The 20,396-nt window shown below is 32.1% G+C and carries 14 protein-coding genes; 13 read left to right on the top strand and 1 reads right to left on the bottom strand.

All coding sequences use genetic code 11. The features are described from left to right. The first annotated feature begins 10 nt into the window (after positions 1–10). The 8 genes from DOK81_RS04010 to DOK81_RS03975 all read left to right on the top strand — a co-directional run bounded on the left by DOK81_RS04010 (position 11) and on the right by DOK81_RS03975 (position 14,704). Positions 11–2,113, top strand: coding sequence for a Dam family site-specific DNA-(adenine-N6)-methyltransferase (locus tag DOK81_RS04010; RefSeq protein ID WP_206908517.1), 2,103 nt, complete (start codon positions 11–13; stop codon positions 2,111–2,113). Next, on the top strand, positions 2,113–4,068 hold the full coding sequence (locus DOK81_RS04005; protein ID WP_206908513.1) for an AlwI family type II restriction endonuclease: 1,956 nt from the start codon (positions 2,113–2,115) through the stop codon (positions 4,066–4,068). The genes DOK81_RS04010 and DOK81_RS04005 overlap by 1 nt, the downstream gene beginning before the upstream one ends. Before the next feature lie 501 nt (positions 4,069–4,569). After that, complete coding sequence (locus DOK81_RS04000) at positions 4,570–5,223, top strand: antirestriction protein ArdA (RefSeq protein WP_242589892.1); 654 nt, start codon at positions 4,570–4,572, stop codon at positions 5,221–5,223. A 182-nt stretch (positions 5,224–5,405) separates the two neighbouring features. Next, positions 5,406–5,795: a hypothetical protein gene (locus DOK81_RS03995; RefSeq protein WP_242589891.1), complete on the top strand. Its 390-nt coding sequence runs from the start codon at positions 5,406–5,408 to the stop codon at positions 5,793–5,795. A 156-nt stretch (positions 5,796–5,951) separates the two neighbouring features. Further along, on the top strand, positions 5,952–7,826 hold the full coding sequence (locus DOK81_RS03990) for an AAA family ATPase (RefSeq protein ID WP_206908501.1): 1,875 nt from the start codon (positions 5,952–5,954) through the stop codon (positions 7,824–7,826). Between the two features lie 34 nt (positions 7,827–7,860). Then, on the top strand, positions 7,861–10,155 hold the full coding sequence (locus tag DOK81_RS03985; protein ID WP_206908498.1) for a restriction endonuclease: 2,295 nt from the start codon (positions 7,861–7,863) through the stop codon (positions 10,153–10,155). Between the two features lie 126 nt (positions 10,156–10,281). Then, positions 10,282–12,633: a hypothetical protein gene (locus DOK81_RS03980; RefSeq protein WP_206908482.1), complete on the top strand. Its 2,352-nt coding sequence runs from the start codon at positions 10,282–10,284 to the stop codon at positions 12,631–12,633. A gap of 622 nt (positions 12,634–13,255) precedes the next feature. Next, positions 13,256–14,704, top strand: a complete 1,449-nt coding sequence (locus DOK81_RS03975) for a helix-turn-helix domain-containing protein (RefSeq protein ID WP_206908479.1) — start codon at positions 13,256–13,258, stop codon at positions 14,702–14,704. 12 nt (positions 14,705–14,716) lie between these two features. Here the strand turns inward: DOK81_RS03975 and DOK81_RS03970 are convergent, their stop codons facing one another. After that, positions 14,717–17,269 carry an HAD-IC family P-type ATPase gene (locus DOK81_RS03970; protein ID WP_206908466.1) on the bottom strand — a complete coding sequence of 851 codons (2,553 nt, stop codon included), beginning with the start codon at positions 17,267–17,269 and terminating at the stop codon, positions 14,717–14,719. A gap of 183 nt (positions 17,270–17,452) precedes the next feature. On the opposite strand from DOK81_RS03970, the gene DOK81_RS03965 reads away from it, so the two are divergent. From DOK81_RS03965 to DOK81_RS03945, 5 genes are all read left to right on the top strand, one after another. Next, positions 17,453–17,782 carry a metalloregulator ArsR/SmtB family transcription factor gene (locus tag DOK81_RS03965; RefSeq protein WP_206908455.1) on the top strand — a complete coding sequence of 110 codons (330 nt, stop codon included), beginning with the start codon at positions 17,453–17,455 and terminating at the stop codon, positions 17,780–17,782. 1 nt (position 17,783) lies between these two features. Further along, positions 17,784–18,461 carry a type 1 glutamine amidotransferase domain-containing protein gene (locus DOK81_RS03960; RefSeq protein ID WP_206908453.1) on the top strand — a complete coding sequence of 226 codons (678 nt, stop codon included), beginning with the start codon at positions 17,784–17,786 and terminating at the stop codon, positions 18,459–18,461. A 285-nt stretch (positions 18,462–18,746) separates the two neighbouring features. Further along, positions 18,747–19,187, top strand: a complete 441-nt coding sequence (locus DOK81_RS03955; RefSeq protein WP_206908451.1) for a MarR family transcriptional regulator — start codon at positions 18,747–18,749, stop codon at positions 19,185–19,187. Then, positions 19,188–19,817 carry a nitroreductase family protein gene (locus tag DOK81_RS03950; protein WP_206908436.1) on the top strand — a complete coding sequence of 210 codons (630 nt, stop codon included), beginning with the start codon at positions 19,188–19,190 and terminating at the stop codon, positions 19,815–19,817. It begins immediately after the preceding gene. Positions 19,818–19,936: 119 nt separating this feature from the next. Continuing rightward, positions 19,937–20,380, top strand: a complete 444-nt coding sequence (locus DOK81_RS03945) for a DUF2798 domain-containing protein (protein ID WP_206908433.1) — start codon at positions 19,937–19,939, stop codon at positions 20,378–20,380. Positions 20,381–20,396 lie beyond the last annotated feature (16 nt).

Below are 20,396 nucleotides of genomic sequence, written 5' to 3'. Positions count from 1 at the left end.
TGATGCCTAAATGATGACAACACAAGATTTAATGAAGAAGTACGAAATCTCACGACAAACCATAAATAATTGGGTTAGAAAAAATGAAATTCCTGAACCCGCGAAAAAAAAAGGGCATCAAAACGCTTGGACATTTAGGCAAGTAGAACTTATTGATAAAAAAATGAAACAAAGTCATAATAAAAAATTGGAGTTGTTTAAAACTGAACTGACTCCTCTTCATATAAATAATAGAAGATATTTAGGAAGTAAGCAGAAGATGCTAGATTTTATCAATGATGTTGTATCAGAACATACAAAAAATGTTAAATCAGTTGCGGATGTTTTTGGAGGAACAGGTGTTGTTGCTAACCTATTTAACATACAAGGAAAAAAAGTTATAGTTAATGATATTCTTACAAGTAACTATATTTCTTATGAAACATGGTTCGGGAATATGCCAGTAGATGAAAAAAAGATTCAACTAAAAATTGAGGAATTGAATGCTCTTCAAGGAATACATGGCTACGTTGATAAAAACTTTGGTAATAAATATTTTTCAATCGAGAATGCTCAAAAAATTGATGCAATTCGTGAAAAAATTGAAACTTACAACGATTTAAATGAGCGTGAAAAAGCATTTTTGTTAACTTCTTTGCTATATGCTATGGACAAGGTGGCTAATACTGTAGGACATTTTGATGCATATCGGAAAAAAATGGATACTTTCAAACCGATTTATTTACGAGTGCCAGAATTTAATAAAAATGTTGGAAATGAAATTTACAATGAAGATGCAAATCAGTTGGTCAGAAAAATAAAAACAGACTTGGTTTACATTGATACGCCTTATAATTCTCGAGGATATGAAAGTGCATATCATGTTTTAGAGAATGTTATGGAATGGAAAAAACCTGATGTTGAGGGTGTGGCTATGAAAGCAGTCAATCGCTCTGAAAAATCTTCGGACTATACTAAATCTAAAGCACCGCAAGCATTTGATGATTTAATTCAAAATATTAATGCTCGCTATATTTTAGTTTCGTACAATAATATGGCGAAAAAAGGAAATTCACGTTCAAACGCAAAGATTTCAAATGAAGAAATCATTTCCACATTGAAGAAACGAGGGCAAGTAGAAGTCTTTTCAACTGATTTTAATGCTTTTACAACTGGCAAATCGAATATAGAAAATCATAAAGAGTTACTATATCTTTGCACAGTTGATGATGAAATAATTCAATCACCATTGAATTATACGGGGGGAAAACAAAAATTGCTTCCACAATTAAAGCCTTATTTTCCGTCAAGTTATACACGAATGATTGACTTGTTTTCTGGCGGTGGAAGTGTCACTGCCAACCTGGCAAAAAATAGACAAGCAGAAAGTTATCTTATGAATGATGTTGAAAATCATGTAATTGACTTTTTTGAGTATATTTCAGCTATTGATGTGGATGATTTCATTAACATGGTGGAAATGAAAATAAACGATTATGGACTATCTAATACAAAGGAAAATGGATATGAATTCTATTCTGCGAATAGCGCTAGTGGTTTAGGCGCATATAACAAAGAAAAATTTTTAAAGTTAAGAAAAGACTATAATAATTCACCGTCACCATTGTTGTTTTATTTGTTAGTTGTATTCGGTTTTAATAACCAGATTCGTTTTAATTCAAGAGGGGAATACAATCTTCCGGTTGGTAAGCGAGACTTTAACAAAAAAATGGAGGAAAAATTACGGAAGTTTGTAAAAGTAATACAGAATTCACCAATTGCATATTCCGCAAAAGATTTCCGAGAAGTGAGTGTAGATACAGGAGATTTTATCTATGCAGATCCGCCGTATCTTATCACGACAGCTGCCTACAATGAAAATGGTGGATGGTCTGAAAAAGATGAAAAAGCCTTATATGAGTATCTTGATAAAGCAAATGAAAGAAATATTAAGTTTGCACTTTCAAATGTGATAATTCATAAAGAAAGAGAAAATGAAATCCTTAAACATTGGGCTTCAAAATACAATTTGTACGTCTTAAACTATAACTATAATAATAGTAACTATCAGTCTAAGGCTAAACAAAGCGAAACAGTGGAGGTTTTAATCACAAATTACGAGAGGTATATCTAATGAAGCTTACTAGTACCGCAGAAACATTTAACCTAGGTGACACGAGTTTTAGAAGAAAAACGTTAATTGATGACTATAAAACCTTGTTGCCTTATCTTCAAGAAACAAATTTAGAATTTAACGAATGGAATAATGACGCACAAGCAAAATTTTACGAAAAAATTTTGACAAAGACAGAGTTATTTTCTAGGAATACCGATGAAGATTTTGCAAAACGGGGCAGAACTTTAACCAACGCCTTAGTTAAAATTGGATTAACAAATTCAAAAAGGAGACTTTCAAGAGTTGCTAATAGTTGGATAAATGAAGACACACTGAGTGCAAATGATGTTGAACGCGCACTAGGGATTGATGTGAATAATTTATTGTTCACTCGTCAATTGTTAAAACTACGTGTTTATAATTCAAATAAAATGAATTATTTTTATCCCTTTCGTGTTGCGTTAGGAATGGTTATAAAATATCAGAATATCCCACAACAAGATTTTTTAACGCTGATTCATTTAGTTCAGCCATCATTTGACAACCAAAAAATAAAAGACATAATTAATGATTATCAAAGTGTTAATGACAATAATGAAATTTTCTCAGAATTTTTAGATAGAAATTTTCCAGAAAGCACAACTGAATTGACTGCCGATGAACTTTTTTCAAAAGAACCGTTAAATAGAAAAGAATTTGACTCTTTGTTTGTAAATAGGAAATCATCAGCAACGCAAGGGGTATATTTTGAATTTGTAAATAAGTTATTGGCGTTTAAGTCTAACAAGAACGTTAAAACTTTGGAATCTTTACTTGAAGTGAGTTCCGACGATAAATTAACAAAAGCGTTTGGGTTTGGGAAAGCTATTTTTGTCAAAACCGAGTTTATAAAATCGAAAAACATCCAAGATTTTTTAGACGAAAACATAGATAATGAGTTGCTGTCAGAAAATAACACGTTGATTTACAACCGATTTGTACTTTCAAAAAAAGACGATATTGTTCGAGAGTATCGAGACATGACAAAACGAACGTTTAATTTATCGGGACTATTAGATTTCAATACTGGTCTAGTTAATGCAACTAATCAAGATGTTCTTTCAATAATATTTAATTCTATGAACTTTGCGGGAACTGAAAATTACACTGATTATGAAGAAGATTTATCTTATCCCTTCTATCAAGAATCTACAATAACTGATATTTTAGGTTTAAATGAATCTTTAACTTTGTTAGCTCTTAAAAAACTTCTTGGAATTGAAAATACTTCGCAAATTGAAAGTGTTGTTTTAACACAAAAAGAAAATAAATTTAGAAAATTTATATCAAAAACATTTCCAAAGGAAAAAATTATTGAAATCTTACTGTTATTTTCAACAAGGGATGACAAAAAAATTAAGTCAGAAGTATCAGAATCCGCAACAGTTCCAACAATTTACGAATATATTATCGCAATTGCGTGGTTTTATATTTCTAAGGAAGAGTTTTTTATAACAAAGAGCTTGAATTTAACATTGGATGGTGAAATGCGCCCGCTATCTCATGCAGCTGGTGGAGCTGGTGATATTGTCATTGACTATGAAAATTTGACACTAATGCTTGAAGTTACATTGATGAACGCACAAGCTCAAAAACGTGGAGAGTGGGAGCCAGTTTTACGGCATGCAACGAATTTAACCGTAGATAATTTTGATAAAAATGTCATTACTTTATTTATTGCTGATGAATTGGATGACAACACTGTTAATATTTGGCGAGCGGTTGCAAGTGTTCCGCTACGGTCATCAAACAAAGATGCAATTACGGATTTAGTAAAGATTTTTCCTTTGGAGAATCGTAAATTACTTGATATGCTGAAAAATAATCTTGACGAACGAAAACTGTTAAGAGCAATTGATGAATCATATGCAGAACTTGCGGGCAATTTTGATCTGAGTTGGAGAGATAAAATTTTTGCTGAAGCTGATATGTAAAAACGTAGTAGTTCCGATGTGCAAGTAACTAATTTTTGTAACCAAATACGCTTAAGAAATGCTAACGTCGTTTTTGGTTACGGATTTTGGTAACGACTGATTGAAACTCAATGATATTTTATAAAATTATAAAGCTTAAAATCATTAGTATACAACGATTTTTAAAAGATAATCTAACGCCATAAAACAACAGATTTTCCAACCAGGTCTTAAGAAAGCTCGTAAAGCTTCACAATTCTCAAAGCGTTAAGAACAGCTTTATATCAGTACTTTCAGGCGTTTCGCAATTCAGTTTGCGAGGCGTCTTTTTTTGAGTTGACACCACTACGGTCAACAGTGTTTTGTGATAGCTTCCGATAAGCAATTCTCCACTACAAGGGTCGGGCAGAGCCACTCAAATAAATTTCCCTCTTTCCATTCCAAAAGAACATTGCTGTATCAATTGCGCCGACAGCGAAAAAGCAAAATGAACCATTCAATTCAAATTTGATACGAGGTTTTTTGAAAACTAAATCTAAAAAGCAAGTTCTTAAAGATGCCTCAGCTCGAAACAAAATGGGTGGTCAAAAAGAAAGGACGATGAAAATGGCAATTTTAGTAACTGAAGAGATGATGTTGGAGCATGATGGAAAGCAGGTTGGTGGATGTAGCAATCATTGGATTTATTTAACTAATTTGAAGGCATACAATGAAGGTTATCTATTAGGCGTATACCTGCATCTTCCATTTTCTCATGAAGATTTAGAAATGGCGTATAATAAAATTTTAGTAGGAAATGAATTTATTGATGAGCTTGGTTGTTCTTATGAAGAATATTTTATTAGTGATTATGATGTACCGTTTACAATTAATGAATATGATTATCCGCAGGCTTTATCAGAAAAATATGATAGTTTGAGCGACTACATGAGCTATCCAGATGAAGTAGTTCGTTGTATTGCGGATAATATGGGAAAAGAAATTAATATTATCGATCTTTGTGAAAAAAATAATTTAAGTGAGTATGAGAGATTGGGGTGTTCGTTAGTAGAGTTGGGCTATTATGAAATTCCTGAACACTTGCTCAATTATGTTGACTATGAATTAATGGGAAGAGATTTTGCACTGAATATAACTGGAGAATTCGCAAGTAATTACTTTTTAGAATTTATATAGTTTTTAAGCTGACTTATGCACAGTCAGCTTTTTTTGATAGTTCATATGAAAATGATTACAACAAGATAGTGAAATTCTAAATAAGCTAGTGTACTATTTAACATAGGATTGTATAAAATGATGAATGGATGGGTTAGATAAAAATGATTGATTATAATAACTATTTAACTATGAGAGAACATATGACATTTGAACAAATGTCAAAAATTCATGAAGAGATTCTAAAAAATGCAGACTTTACTACAGAAGACGTTTCAGAGGTTTGGAAAGATTTGATTGAATCCGCAATCAAATATACCACAACCCGTGCTGAATGGAGTTATTTAACTAAAGAACAGAAGATGTCTAAGGATTCATCAAGAACGATGGAACATAACACGTTAATAAATAATTTTATTGTTTTGGAACGTGTATTTAAAATGAACTCTTGGAAAAGTGATACTTGGACCGAGCAATTATTTTTACAAGAGGGTATGCAAAATAGAACCAGAAAAGATGTATCTGATCATAGACAAAGAATAGGAGATTTTGCTAACTACTTAACATTTGTCTATGCTGTTAATGGTCGATAATACTTGCAAATAGAATATAAATAAGTTGATTATTAGTTATTTGAATAAGTAATGAAATTTAATGTTAGGCCTTTTTTAGGGTACATGATTGGAAGAACTGTTCGAAAAATCGTATTGATGCTATTTCAATCTTGTAGATAATTTTAGGAGATAAAGATGAAAATTAAAAGTGTAAAAATTAAAAATTTTAGAGCTTTAAAGGATGTTCAAATTGGTTTTGAAGATATTACGACATTTATTGGACCTAATGGTGCAGGAAAATCATCAATTATGTACGCATTAGATTGGTTTTTTAATGCCTACGGAAAAAATAATAATCTATCAGATGATGATTGTAATTGTAATAATGGTAAAGAGATTTCTGTTGAGGTCGTGTTTGATGACTTAACTGAGTATGATAAAGAGATTTTAGGCACATATGTAACCGACCTTGATGATGATCTTGTAATAATAAAAACAAGAGGCGTTGATGGGGAAGAACGATTATCAGCAAATAGTATGGGTTACGAACCATTTATTGAGATAAAAGAAGCGAAGTCAGTCAAAGAAAAAAAAGATATTTTCAACCGACTTATTGAGACAGATGAAAAGCTTTCCCATATACAAAAAGGGACGAGTAAAGCTGATGTTGAGAATAAAATGAAGGAGTTTGAGAATGCGCATAGAGACTTATTATCAAAAGTTCCGAGTCATTTAAGCACAGATTTTTTTGGCTTCAATGGTCAAGGTGTGATGAAGAATAATTTTAGTTTTATTTTTATTAGTGCGAACTTGAGAGCAAATGAAGAAGCAAATGATGATAATAAGGCAAGTGTGATAAGTAGAATTATTGAAAGTACAATTGATCGAAAGGAGGCAGATGATAAAGTAAACGAGTTGTACGTTACAATATCAGAAAATCAAAAACAAGTCTATGATCAGGTTTATGGTGAAGTTCTACAAGATATTTCTAATAACATGAATAAAGTTATTTCGCACTATACACTTAATAAAAAGGTAATAGTAACACCTAAAATGCCTAGCATAACTCCTCCTAAAGCTAGATTTGATGTAGGTGTTATAGACTTTATGGATGAAAATAATCAATATAGTGTGGATAGACAAGGTCATGGATTTCAGCGTACATTAATCATATCTGCCTTACAATATCTAGCTGAGTATGGTCGGGGTAGTGGTAATGATGCGACAATTTGCCTCGCTATCGAGGAACCTGAATTGTATCAACATCCTGTACAAACAAGGATATTCAGTTCGGCTTTGCGTAAGATAATTTCTGACAATCCTGAGAAAACCCAAGTAATGTTCGCAACTCACAGTTCTATATTTATTGAAACAAAAGAAGTTCATAAAATTAGAAAAGTTAGCTGCATAGAATCTGAAAAAGGATCAGAAATCAAAAGTTTTTCTTTGGCTGATCTATATGATTCTTTGGAAGGCTATGTTAAAGATTTTACGATAAATAATCAGATTAAAAATATTTTAGGTAATGATCTTTCTGAGGCTGTTTTTTCAGATAAAGCTGTTCTATTAGAAGGAACAACCGATCATGCTTGCATTAAAGGAATAGTGGATTCTTATTTTGGAGCAGACTATTTTGAACGTTTAGGAATTAATTACGTCGTTTGTGGATCGAAAACCAATATTATTTTATACGCACAAATACTAAAATTCTTTGGTATAAAAACATATACGATCTTTGATGGAGATTATACTAAGAATAAGGACGGAAAAAATCAACAAAATAATGCGAAGCAAAATGGTAATATTACAGAGTATTTTTCGGGTGTGAGAGTTGAAATACCTTCATCTGAGGTATGCAATTTATACACATCTTACGAGGAGAACTTGGAATCTGAGTTAAGAAAGTGTATGCCTGATTTTGACGAGAAATATCAAATTCTTTGTGATAAAGCAGAGGTATATACTGATAAGAATAGTGATATTTATTATGAAATGCTAAAGAATCAATCCTTTCAAAACAGTTTTTTTGAAGAGATGATAAATACTATTAATTCGTGTTTAAATAGTTAGATAGTAAATAAATTAGGATAACGTGAGGAGAAAAATGTTTGATTTTACTATGTTAAATGACTATGAGTTTGAAAGTTTATGTAAAGATATAATGCAAATGTATTTAGATACGCCTCTTTATATTTTTCCAAGGGGAGTAGATCAGGGGATTGATATTTGTGATAAGGGAACAAGACCCGAAATAATGATACAAGTTAAGCATTATGCAAATAGTAGTTTTAGTAGTTTGAGACGTTCTTTAAAAGAAGAAATTGCAAAAGTAAATAAACATAATCCTAGCAAATATATTATTATGACGAGTTACTCCTTAACTAGACAAAATAAAATTGAAATTCTAAATCTATTTCCGAAATACATGAAAAACATTTCTGATATTTGGGGTAAAAATGAGATAGAGTCATTTCTTGCTGAAGCGAAAAATACTGATATTGTACAAAAAAATTTTAAGTTATGGATAAATGCCTCTAACGTACTTTCAATAATTCAAAATCAGAATATTTATTTAGATTCGTATGAATTTTTAGAAGATATTGAATCAAAAATAGGACTATTTGTTGATACAAAGGCATATATTGATGCTCTAAATAAAATAATTGAGCATAATATTCTAATAATAGTAGGGGCTCCGGGTGTAGGTAAAAGTACTATTTCCGAAATGATAATTCTTCATTATGTTGCCAAAGATTACTCAATTAGATATGTAACTAACAATGATATTTCTGACTTGAAAAAAGCTGTTAGCATGGCTGCAGATAAAAAAGAGATTATACTTTTAGATGATTTTTTAGGACAACATTATCTGAAAATTAGAGAAGATCAACCTAATGAACTAAAGACTTTGCTCTCATTCGTGAATAGGAACAAATCAAAGAAAATTATTCTAAATAGTAGAATAACAATCTTAAACGAAGCAAGGGAAATTTCACTTAAGTTTGATGAGCTAATGAACAGGTATGAAGTTCAAAAATACTTAGTAGACTTGGATCAGATATCTAAATATGAAAAAGCTAAAATACTGTATAACCATTTATTTTTCAATAAAGTACCAAAGGAATATTTTAAAGAAATTGCTAGAGATAATAACTACATGAAGATTGTGAATCATAAAAACTATAATCCTCGAATTATCGAGTATGTTACAAAGAAAAGAAATTTTGAATCGGTAACACCAAAATCTTACTATAGTTATATTTTTGAAAAAATGGATAATCCAACTGATGTTTGGCAAGATGAGTTTGAAAATCGGATGGTTATCGAAGACAGGTGTTTGATGAACACACTATATTCATTAACCGATACACAGATAGAAAAATCAGTTTTAGAGAGGGCCTTTAATGCAAGGATTCGTGATGAAGGTATATTAGATACAACTTATAATCATTTTAACAAGACTATGAAAAGATTGACTAACTCCTTATTAGTTATAAAGAGTGGTATTAATACAAGGAACATATCAGTTTTAAACCCTTCAATAAATGATTATGTTTCAAGTGAAATTAAAAAAAACCAAAATGAACAAATTAAAATTATGGAAAACGCAATCTATTATGAACAAGTCAGAAGAATTGATTTTTCAAATGAAACGGCAAGTTTTATAAAGAAAGATTTATTCAGAGATGACATTTTGCAGTTTAAAACATTGGAAAACTCTATATTCTACTATTTTTTAGAAAAAGTTGTTGAGAATGATTTGCTAGACAAAAGGTTGTTTGAGAAAGTTAGACTTTCTGTGGAAAGAGCTTATGAAAATTTAAGTATTAAAGAACGCAGTGACTATAACATTCTGATAGAAAAGCTCTTTTTTAATGAAGAATTTTTTGAGTTTTATGATTTAGCCAGCATATTTAAGTCGGAAGAAAAGTTGTATCATATAATAGAGCCTTTAAATACAGAAATGTTATCTTTTGTATTTAAAGAATTAGGGGATCAAGAACTGATAACTAGTAGGATTCTTGATACGTTTAAAACAGTTATAGAAAAAACATCTTTTGATGAATTATGTGATGAATTAACATTTAAAGATTATGAGATTGTTAGTAGGATGCAGATTGACGAGAACCCTCAAACAGATGAAGACTATCAGATGATTGAAGAGGAAGTAATTTCTGATTTATCAGAAAGCATTGCTCAAAATTTAGAGAAAAAATTTGAATTTATTTCCAATGAATTAGTTATTGAGAGACAGGAGATATTTATAGATAACCTTTTAAGTGAGTATGATGTAGCAAATACAGTATATGGTTATTTTACTGAAAGTGATGATGAGAATCCGTTCGTTGATAGAACAGATCATGATGACAATTTGATAAAAGTTATGTTTGAGAGATAGCAAAATTAGAAAAGATAACGAATTCAATTGAAACGTAGTCAAGCTTCAATTTGATAGTATTCTATAAGCGTTCGAATAATTTTCAATGATATAAAAAAACTGAGTAAGATAAGAGTAGGAGAGAATGTGAATATAAATAATTATAATTTTAAAGGTTTTGACCTAGTAATAGGTTTATTTTTAATTGTTATAGTATACCCAAAAATTGAACTGACTATTCGATTATTAATGATTCAAACTAAACCTAGTAGAAGGTTACTGCATTTTTTTGATAGTTTATTATCAGAAAGAAATCTACCATGGATTAGCACCATAATGTTTTTAACCTTTTATTTTTTCCTTTTTATTTTTCAACAAAGAGAAAAAATAGAACTCATTAAGTATGATCAAGCATCTTTTGATTTAGTTGGTATTTATGGTTTTGTTATCGGAATTCTCAGTATGTATGGTATTTATATAGGTTTTTTACAGTTCATCGTTGGTGACAGTGATAAGGTTAGGTATTTGGGGAAAAGCAAGATAAAGTATTTGGTAGATACTTCAGTTTGGTATCAGATTACTCAGACAAAGCCATTCTTAGTAGTATTATTTCTTACTATTGTATCTCCGGTTTTTATTGTTAATATGAGTGGAGAAATGAAAAGTAGTTTCATTTATGCTTGGCAGGCTAGTATTATGATCTTGCTTTTGATTTATATTTTTTTAATTGGTATAAGCTTACAGATTCTAAGAATCCTTTTTTTAATAAAAGGAAAAACAGATAGTGGTTTAGAAAGTATCATAAAAAATTCAGTAAGAGCTGAGTACTATCGACTTTTTAAAAAAATGTATAGAAGTAAATTTTCTAGTGAGGATGAGGATACCTTTTTTTATTCTCTTAAGTTCGATATTTCTAGAGTTGATGATCAGTCATTAGGTTTTTTCTTAACTAAAGTATTTACAGAAATCTCCATAGAGGTTGGCTCGGAATATGGAGAATTTAATAGTGTACGAAGTGAAAAACGTAGTTACGGAGAGTATAAAAAATATCTATATGATGATTACAAAAAATTTATAGTGCGAAAATGGGAACTTTTATCTACTGTTAAAAATAGGATTGATTGGAATAATTTTAGTAGCCTTATTAATATGGATTTACGTACTATGAAGCGTTTAGTTGCTAAAACTCCTAAAGCGTATGAAAAAGACAACAATAGTTGGAGAAACCTCTTGGGTAATAAAGTGGATAATATACATGAATATCTATTTGATAGATTACTAGAAAAGGCAATTTCAGATACCTGTGAAATGAAAAATTTGTATGATGATATTGAAGATAGTACGAGAGAGATCGCATTTAAAGAGGACAAAAATATGTCACCAGCTCTTTTAGAATACTATATTGAATTTGAACAATATAAATGGAAAAAAATTGCTGAATATTATTTGGATTCAGAAAGTCGCTTTAAATTACCTGAATTTTATAGTGATAGTAATAAAGAATGGTATTCAAAATCAGTATTTGATTTTTTGATTAATCACTATGGGGATTTAAGAGAACCTATTTCAGATAATAGAAAATTAATGGATTTAGTTTTTTCAATGAATAAAAAATATAGAGTAGCTTATTATTTATATCAAATATTTTATCCTGACAGTGGGTGGACGAAAAATATTATGTTTTTTCAAGAAAAGCTGAAAGATATTTTTTATTTTAAATTAGGCGATGAAGGAAAAGACTTGTATAGTTCAGCTGCTGCGGTTGTCGATAAAACTCATATAAATCATAGAATCACTTTTAAAATGCTGATGACTATTTTTAATGATAGAAGTAAAAGTATTTCTAGTATGTCCTATTTTGACCAGTTTAAATATTGTCGTACTACCCCTCTTAAGATTATTTTCACACAAGAGAATTTATATTATGATAGTAAGTACTCTATTAGGATCAATTTGCCAGACCAATCTGTAGAAAATGATGTGAAAAGGGTTGAAATATTATGTGTAGATTTTTTACGTTCTATTGACGAAATTCCAGAAATTACAAAGTGTGAAGGTTTAAGTTATACAATGGAATATTTGCTTGAAAATATCGATTTGAGTATAGAAAGACTAATAAATGATTTAGGAATAGTGAGTTTACTGTATTACAGATTTATTTTGGAGTGGAAAAAAGGCATACAAACTAATAGTTTATTTTTAGATGCAGTAACCAATAGAAAGGGAAAAGAGATTTCTTACTTTTTTTGGCGAGGATCTACGTTTACTTTTTTTGCTTTAGAAATGATTGATAAAAGATATGAGAAATGCTTTAACAATAAACAATTTTTAGCAGATTTTAAATCTGCTGGAATTTACTTGCTCGATAGATTGGATATGACACTTGATGAATATATAGAAGGTATTTATGAAACATTAAAAGAAGCTCCTCATGGAAAAGTTGGAAAAGCTAGTTTGAGGCAAATTCATAGTAATTTAGAAAAACTACTTTTTGAGTAAATTGTTTCGACTCGCATTTTTTATAAAATGACACTATTGTTTTCAAATTTCTTGAAATGCAATAAAATGTTTAATACTAAATTTGATTAAAATCAGTGATATTAAAGCTTTTTGAAGCTTATTCAAAATCAGATCAGTCGAACCAGGTCTTAAGAAAGCTCGTAAAGCTTCACAATTCTCTAAACGTTAATTTTATTATCGTTCAAAAAGACATTCCATTTTTGGAATGTCTTTTTTGTATATGATGAGGCTCACACTGGTTAGCGATTGGTTGACGAAGTGATAAAAAGTTTATTTTTATGAAGTTATCTATACTAGCGATTATTCTAGAAATTGCGTACTAATTGATTACCAAAGTTCAAATTTAGTTTATGCCTTATCAAGTTAAGTCTTTTCATTTTATTTATTTAAAATTATACTTAGTAAAGTAATGAAAACGATGTCGGAAACCATGAGACTGATACAAATCAGAGGTATCGAATCAATCTTCAATCATTCAATCAAAGTTTGGGTAGATACATGTCGAAAAGATGAAATAGCTATTTTTTTCAGTTCTGTTACACATAAAAAATTTATCACACCAATTTTTACGAATTGATTATTTTTGGGAAGGGGACCTTTCATGTACTCATTAGTGAAACAATTTATAACAGAGAAAGATTTATATCGACAAGTGTTATTGTTGGAACAACTTCTGAATAATTCACAGATTACGGTCAAAGAATTAGCTGAAAAAATCGACACGACAGAACGTACAGTTTTTTCAGATTTGAATTCTGTTCGTAGTTATTTACCTTCTGGATGGAAAATTGCTACAGATAATAACGGTATTAAATTGATTAGTGAAAGTACAGTTGCAACAAATGATATTTGGGAATTTTTCTTGCCGCATTCGATTACTCTTCAATTAGTCAAAGAGTTGCTTTTTGCAAAGGAATTAAATTTATCTGATTTTTTGTATAACACAGGAATATCCATGGAAACACTCAAACGTCATACCACAAAGGTTAATCAGAATCTAAAAAGTTATCATATTCGAATTCGTTTAAAGGGCGGAAAAGCACAGCTGATTGGAGAAGAAAGCTCCATTCGGATTTTTTACCACAGGTTACTTTTACCGTTCACCCATAATAATTATTTTTTTGAAGACTATTTTATTCATGAAGATCATTATCATTATTTTTTAGCGAAAGATATCTCAACTAAACTGAAAGTTGAAACGGAACAGATATTTGGTATTTGCTGGTTCTTTATCAATACTATTAGAATCAAGGCAGGTTGCCAGATCAACCAATTTTCATTTAATCAGAATGATTCTCTGTTATGTTTATATGCGTCATCATTAAAGAGTTTATATAAAAAAGAGGGCATTTATCTTGAAGAATCAGAACTTTTTTTTGCTTTTTTCTGTTTTTTTGAAAGTTGGAATTATAACAATGATTTTGGTGAAGAAGTGAAGACAGTTTTAGATACTGACTATCCTGACCTACTTGCTAAAGCACAACAAACGGTTCAAAAATTAGCTAAAAAACTAGATATTCCCAAATTACACGACACACACTTGCAGTGTAATTTACTGGTGCTGTTATTGAAATATGCTGAGTCGCCTAGCCTTTCAGAGCAATTTCAATTAGAGTATCAAGAGCTATTGATCCAACAGAATGAAGCATATCCCATCGTCCAAATGGTCGGAGACGAGCTATTTCAAGAATTATTGCAAGTCGCATCCATTAAAGAACAAGCATATTTTGTAAATATTTTTCTTTTGTTGTGCCAGCAAGCAATTTTCTCAATCAAAACACACACCATAACTATCTATCTTATTTTTCAAAGTGAACCTGCCTGGAAGTTATTTTTACAACAAGAACTATCTGATTACTTAGGCAAACGGATTCGGATTGAACCAATTGAACTGACACAATTAAACGCAATCAAGTATCAAGCAGGGGATTTGATTGTTTCAAATATCCCCATTGACAGTTCTCCGCTTCCGGTTTTTTATCTTTCATTGATACCTACAAAAAATGAGCTCAGCCGATTGACTGAACTCACGAATCATTCTTACATCTAACCAAGTTTTCTCTTAGGAGGTAGACCCATGGTTAGGTGCTTTTTTTTTGCTTAAAAGTTTTTTACTGATTTTTTTCTCAAACTCAACGATGAGGAAAAGAACCAATGCGTTTCCAAAAATCAATAATTGTTGGTTGAGGGATAAGCTAGTTGTGCCAATCAATTGTTGAGCAGTCGGTAAGAAAATCACGATTGTTTGAAGGATGAACAAGATTCCTAATGAAATGAACAGAGCTTTGTTTTTCCAAATTCCTTGGTTGAGTGAAGGATCAAGTAATTCGCGACAGTTAATCATGTAGACTGCTTGACCTAAAACGATGCTTTGCAACAAGATCGTTTGTTGTAATGCAGTGCCATCGAACTGAATGGATAATAGGTAGGCAGGTACCATGATTAACAAGGATACATAGAATATTCGAAAGACATTGTAAAGTGACAAGATTCCAGCATTTGTTTCTCTAGGAGGACGTTTCATCACGTTTGGACTTGCTTTTTCAAATCCTAAAGCGTAAGAAAGTGTAATCGTTGTAGCCATATTTACCCATAAAATTTGTACAGTAGTTAGGGGAAGTGGGCGGTTTAATAATAAGGCTACGATCACGATTAGCCCTTGTGCTAATGCAGTGGGTAAGAAGAAGTTGATGGTTTTTTGCAAATTATCAAAGAGTCTACGTCCTTCTTTGACTGCTTTAGCAATTGTATGGAAGTCATCATCAGCTAAGACCATGTCGGCAGCTTGCTTACTGACCTCGCTACCTTTGATTCCCATAGCGATACCAACGTCTGCTTTCTTTAGGGCAGGTGCGTCGTTGACACCATCACCCGTCATACCAACGATTTCGTCATTTTTTTGTAAAGTGGTGACGATTCGTAATTTATGTTCAGGTGTCGTTCGGGCAAAAACATCCACCTTTTGGACCTGTTTAGCAAGTTCTTCATCTGATAATAAGTCGATGTCGACTCCTTCTAATACATTTTCTGTATGCTTCAATCCAATTTGAATCCCAATGGCTTTAGCTGTTTCTTTGTGATCACCTGTGATCATCTTAACTGAAATTCCAGCTTGTTGTGCTTCTCTGACTGCTTGGATCGCACTTTCTTTTGGTGGATCAATGATACCAGACAAACCAACGAAGGTTAGCTCGGTTAAAAGTTCATGGGTCAACTCTGTCGACTCATTGAACGCCTTGTAGGCAAATCCAAGAACACGTTGCCCTTTTTCTGCTAATTGTGTAGCTTGTTCTTCCCAATTTAATTTTTCAGTTTCAGTCAATTGTGATTTTTGCATCAAAATTTCTGGCGCACCTTTGACAAAAACAAGAAATTGGTTGTCGACAGAATGTGCAGTTGCCATGTATTTGTAACTTGAACTAAAAGGAATCTTGCCTAGAACTGGTTTTAAAGATAGTGCATCATTTTTCACATAGTTTAGTAAGGCTAATTCTGTTGGGTTTCCTTTTAATTGCTTGATTGGTTGATCGTCCTTAGTCTTTAATTCTTGGCAGTTGTTCATAATTTCTTTCATCATTTGTGGTTCATCAGTTAAGACGTCCATCACGGTCATTTCATTTTTGGTCAATGTTCCTGTTTTGTCAGAGCAAATAACGGTCATCGAGCCTAATGTTTCAATTGTTGGCATGCCTTTGATGATGGCATTTTCTTTTGCCATTTCTTTGACGCCCATTGAAAGGATCATTGTTAGGACAGCAGGTAATCCTTCTGGAATCATTGAGACGATCAATGCGACAGAAGCAGAGAACATCAAATTCAATTCTAGCCCGTATCTTAAACTAGAGAAGAAAAGCAAGAACACGATCAAGGCCAAGATACCTTGGAAAATGTACTTATTTAGTTGGTGCATTTTTTTGATAAGCGGGGTTGTCTGTACTTTTACAGACTGAAGTGCTTGGTTGATTTTCCCAATCTCAGTTTGATTTCCAATTTCGACAACGATCCCTTGAGCAGAGCCCGTTTGGACCAATGTCCCAGAAAATGCCATGTTCACTTGATCTCCTGTTGGCGATGTTTCTTCAATCGTGGCGCTTTGCTTTTCAACAGCTAAAGATTCACCAGTTAAAATAGCTTCTTCAATCGTTAGATCGTGTGTGTCAATCAAACGTAAATCTGCTGGGACAACATCGCCTGCTTTTAAGATAACAATATCTCCACGAACGAGTTGCTCCGCATCAATTGTTTCTTGAATACCATCACTAAGGACGACTGATTCTTGTCCCATCATATTTCTCAGTCCATCCAAAGAATCTTCCGCTCTTCTCTCTTGCCAGTAACTAATCAACCCATTGATAACGACTACTAGCAAAATAATACTCCCACCAATGATATCTCCGGTGAAAAATTTAAGTAATGCAGCAATCATCAAAACGATCATCAATAAATCCGTAAAATGTTTCGCAAATTTTTGCCATGGTTTTAATTGTTCCTGTTTTTCAATCTTATTTAATCCATCAGTTTCTAAACGAGTTTGACGTTCCTTTTGTGTAAGGCCAGTTGTTTCAGCACGAGTTTTTTGCTTCACTTGTTCAGTTGAAAGTTTATACCATTTCATTGTGTTTCCTCCTGTGATCATTTACTTGATACCTTAAGTATATAGAGAAATTTTTTGATTTCTGGTCGATAATTTCAGGGAGGACTGAAAAAGATGCGTTGTTAGTTAGAAAGGAATAACTAATTTGACAAGGAGATTACTTTGGTGGTTTAATGGTTTAAAAATATAAACGGAGGGTGTCAGATGGCTGACTTTACAAATTTAAAAAAAGAATTTTCAGAAGTGAGTAATTTTTTAATCGCTTTGGGCGATGAAAAACGTCAGGCAATTATCATTCGATTACTAGAAGACCGTGCTTGCCAAGGAGTTAGGGTGAATGAGTTAACAGCAACAACAAATCTTTCTCGCCCAGCAGTATCTCATCATTTGAAAATTTTAAAAGAAGCAAAAATCATTGATTATCGTAGTGAAGGAACGAAAAATTTCTATTATTTAACGCATGAAACAACCGAAATCAATAAATTGCAAAAATTATTGGGTGATGTGACCCAAATTATCGCAGAGGTGGATTAATGTGAAAAAAGTATTGATTATTGAAACAAATGTTACTCGCTATCAGGGAACAACTGAGCCAACTGGATTATGGCTAGGTGAAGCGGCTGAATTTGTGGATGAAATGCAAAAGGTTAGGATTGAATTCGATTTCGTTAGTCCAAACGGTGGATTTGTACCACTTGATCCACGAAGTATGAAATACACAGATGAATCAATTCTTGAAATTTATGAAGATCCTGATTTTATTCATAGAGGATTAACGGACACTTTGCGTCCAGATCAAGTGAATCCAACTGACTATTCGGCTATTTATTATACTGGCGGACATGGTGTCATGTGGGATTTTCCAGAGGATTTGACCATTCAAAATCTGGCAACTGCTATTTATGATAATGGTGGATATCTTGTTTCTGTGTGTCATGGAGTAGCAGGATTATTGAATATTAAAGATAAGAGTGGTAATTATTTGATTGAAGGTAAGAATATTACTGGGTTTACTACGGCAGAAGAAATTCTCGCAGGGAAAAAATCGGTTGTCCCATTTTTGAATCAAGTAGCGGTGGAAAAAAGAGGAGGACATTTTAAGAAGAAAAGATTTTATCGAGAATATGCAATACAAGACGGCAGAATTCTGACAGGGCAAAATCTATTTTCTGTGCGAGCAGTTGCCAAGTTATTGATTAATGAACTAATTTAAATAACGAACTAGCTAGCAAACGCCAGTTACTAAAAAATGTGCTTTGGCATTTGGGAAGAGTTGTTAGTTAGTTTTTTTGTGCTGTAAACTAAAACCTGCTTACTAAAATCATTACTAAGTTATTAACTTGTTCATTTATTATTAAAGAATTTTTAGTGATCATATCTTGAATCGCCAATAAAAAAATTCATTTAACAAACAAAAATTCTTGCCTTTCTCAACAAATCGTTTTATCATTGACGAGTCAATAGTTGACGAGTCAATTGTTAGTGTGAGGAGGAACAGATGTCTTTAGAAGAAGTTAGTCATGTTTTATATCAAATCAAAGTAGCAGATCAAAAGATTATCCAAATTTTTGAAGAAAATATTGGGTTGAGCTTGACGCGTTATGAATTATTAACGCTTTTAAGAGAAAAGAATCCTTGTTCACAAAACACGTTACAATCTTTATTACAAATTGATCAAGGAGCGGTGACTAGGCACTTAAAATTATTAGAAACAAAAGGTTACGTTACACGACAAAGAAATCCTTTGAATAATCGCGAAGTAGTGGTCACTGTAACCGCTAAAGCAGAAGAGAAACTTTCAAACTGCGAAAGAGAGCACACGGATATGGCTAGCATTTTATCACAGGCATTCGATCGAGAAGAAATGTCACAGTTATTAGTGTTGCTTAATAAATTAAATACGCAATTATCAGCAATCAAAACGAAAGAAGTGGAATAAATGGAACAAGCAAAAGATTTTTCAACAATTATGTATGGCAGAAAATCTGTCCGGGTGTACGATGAAACATATAAAATTTCCCACGAAGAAATGTTAACCATGATTCAGGAAGCAACAACAGCTCCTTCTTCAGTGAATATGCAACCATGGCGTTTTGTAGTTGCGGAAAGTGACGAAGCAAAAGAAAAATTACGTCCACTGATTCGTTTTAATACAAAGCAGAATGATACATCTTCAGCTATGGTGATGATTTTTGGGGATCTAGAATGTTATGAATATGGTGAAGAAATCTATAATCAAGCTTATGAAGCTGGCAAGATGCCAAAAGAAGTCCGCGATCAACAATTAGCAACAATTATTCCTTATTACAAATCATTCTCTAAGTCGCAAATGAACGATGTCGTAAAAGTTGATTCTAGTCTTGCGGCAATGCAATTCATGTTAGTTGCACGTGAACATGGCTATGAAACGAATCCAATTGGTGGGTTTGAAGCAGATCAACTCGCAGAAGCTTTTGGTTTAGATAAAGAAAGATATGTACCAGTTATCATTTTATCCATCGGAAAAGCGGTAGAAGAAGGATACGAGTCTGTTCGCTTAGCAGCTGATAAAGTGACTACTTTCAAATAAAATCCAACCTTTTAAGTGCTCAAGTCAACTTTCATTGATTTTATGATAAATAAATGCTTACGAGAATTTTTTATCTATGCTACGATAATCCTCGTGACAAAATGAAAGGAATGATTTGAGTGCCTACAAATAAAAAAGAAGGAATTATTTTTACTACGATGATGTGCTTTTCAATGGTTTTTGGAATGAGTGCCTATAATTTATGGTTACATCAGGAGCTGTATTTGACGAAATTTATGACAGGACTAATCCCAGGTTTTATTGTTGCCTTCATCTTAGATGTTTTTGTTATCGGTGTTTTAGCAAAGAAAATTGCTTTTAAATTACCGTTGGATCCAGAAAAAAAAGTACCTATTATTTTAACGATTTCTTGTTTAATGGTCGCTGGCATGGTTACTTGTATGTCACTTTTTGGTGTAATAATGGAACAAGGAATCTCGGATAATTTATTACCAGCATATCTGAACGCTTGGAAAATGAATGTCGTTGCAGCGTTACCTTTACAACTCCTTTTCGTAGGGCCTATTTCTCGAAAAGTATTGAACATCATCCAAACAAAATAAAAATAGAGTGTGTCAT

Source organism: Enterococcus sp. DIV0660C (assembly GCF_017316125.1).
Lineage (GTDB): Bacteria > Bacillota > Bacilli > Lactobacillales > Enterococcaceae > Enterococcus_B.
This window is presented reverse-complemented; position numbering and strand designations above follow the sequence as displayed.

Bases quoted from the DNA above. Each gene is read 5' to 3' on its own strand.
- DOK81_RS04005 (WP_206908513.1), top strand. From the start codon at position 2,113: ATGAAGCTTACTAGTACCGCAGAAACATTTAACCTAGGTGACACGAGT.
- DOK81_RS03970 (WP_206908466.1), bottom strand. From the start codon at position 17,269: ATGAAATGGTATAAACTTTCAACTGAACAAGTGAAGCAAAAAACTCGT.
- DOK81_RS04010 (WP_206908517.1), top strand. From the start codon at position 11: ATGATGACAACACAAGATTTAATGAAGAAGTACGAAATCTCACGACAA.
- DOK81_RS03975 (WP_206908479.1), top strand. From the start codon at position 13,256: ATGTACTCATTAGTGAAACAATTTATAACAGAGAAAGATTTATATCGA.
- DOK81_RS03965 (WP_206908455.1), top strand. From the start codon at position 17,453: ATGGCTGACTTTACAAATTTAAAAAAAGAATTTTCAGAAGTGAGTAAT.
- DOK81_RS03995 (WP_242589891.1), top strand. From the start codon at position 5,406: ATGACATTTGAACAAATGTCAAAAATTCATGAAGAGATTCTAAAAAAT.
- DOK81_RS03990 (WP_206908501.1), top strand. From the start codon at position 5,952: ATGAAAATTAAAAGTGTAAAAATTAAAAATTTTAGAGCTTTAAAGGAT.
- DOK81_RS03985 (WP_206908498.1), top strand. From the start codon at position 7,861: ATGTTTGATTTTACTATGTTAAATGACTATGAGTTTGAAAGTTTATGT.
- DOK81_RS03950 (WP_206908436.1), top strand. From the start codon at position 19,188: ATGGAACAAGCAAAAGATTTTTCAACAATTATGTATGGCAGAAAATCT.
- DOK81_RS03955 (WP_206908451.1), top strand. From the start codon at position 18,747: ATGTCTTTAGAAGAAGTTAGTCATGTTTTATATCAAATCAAAGTAGCA.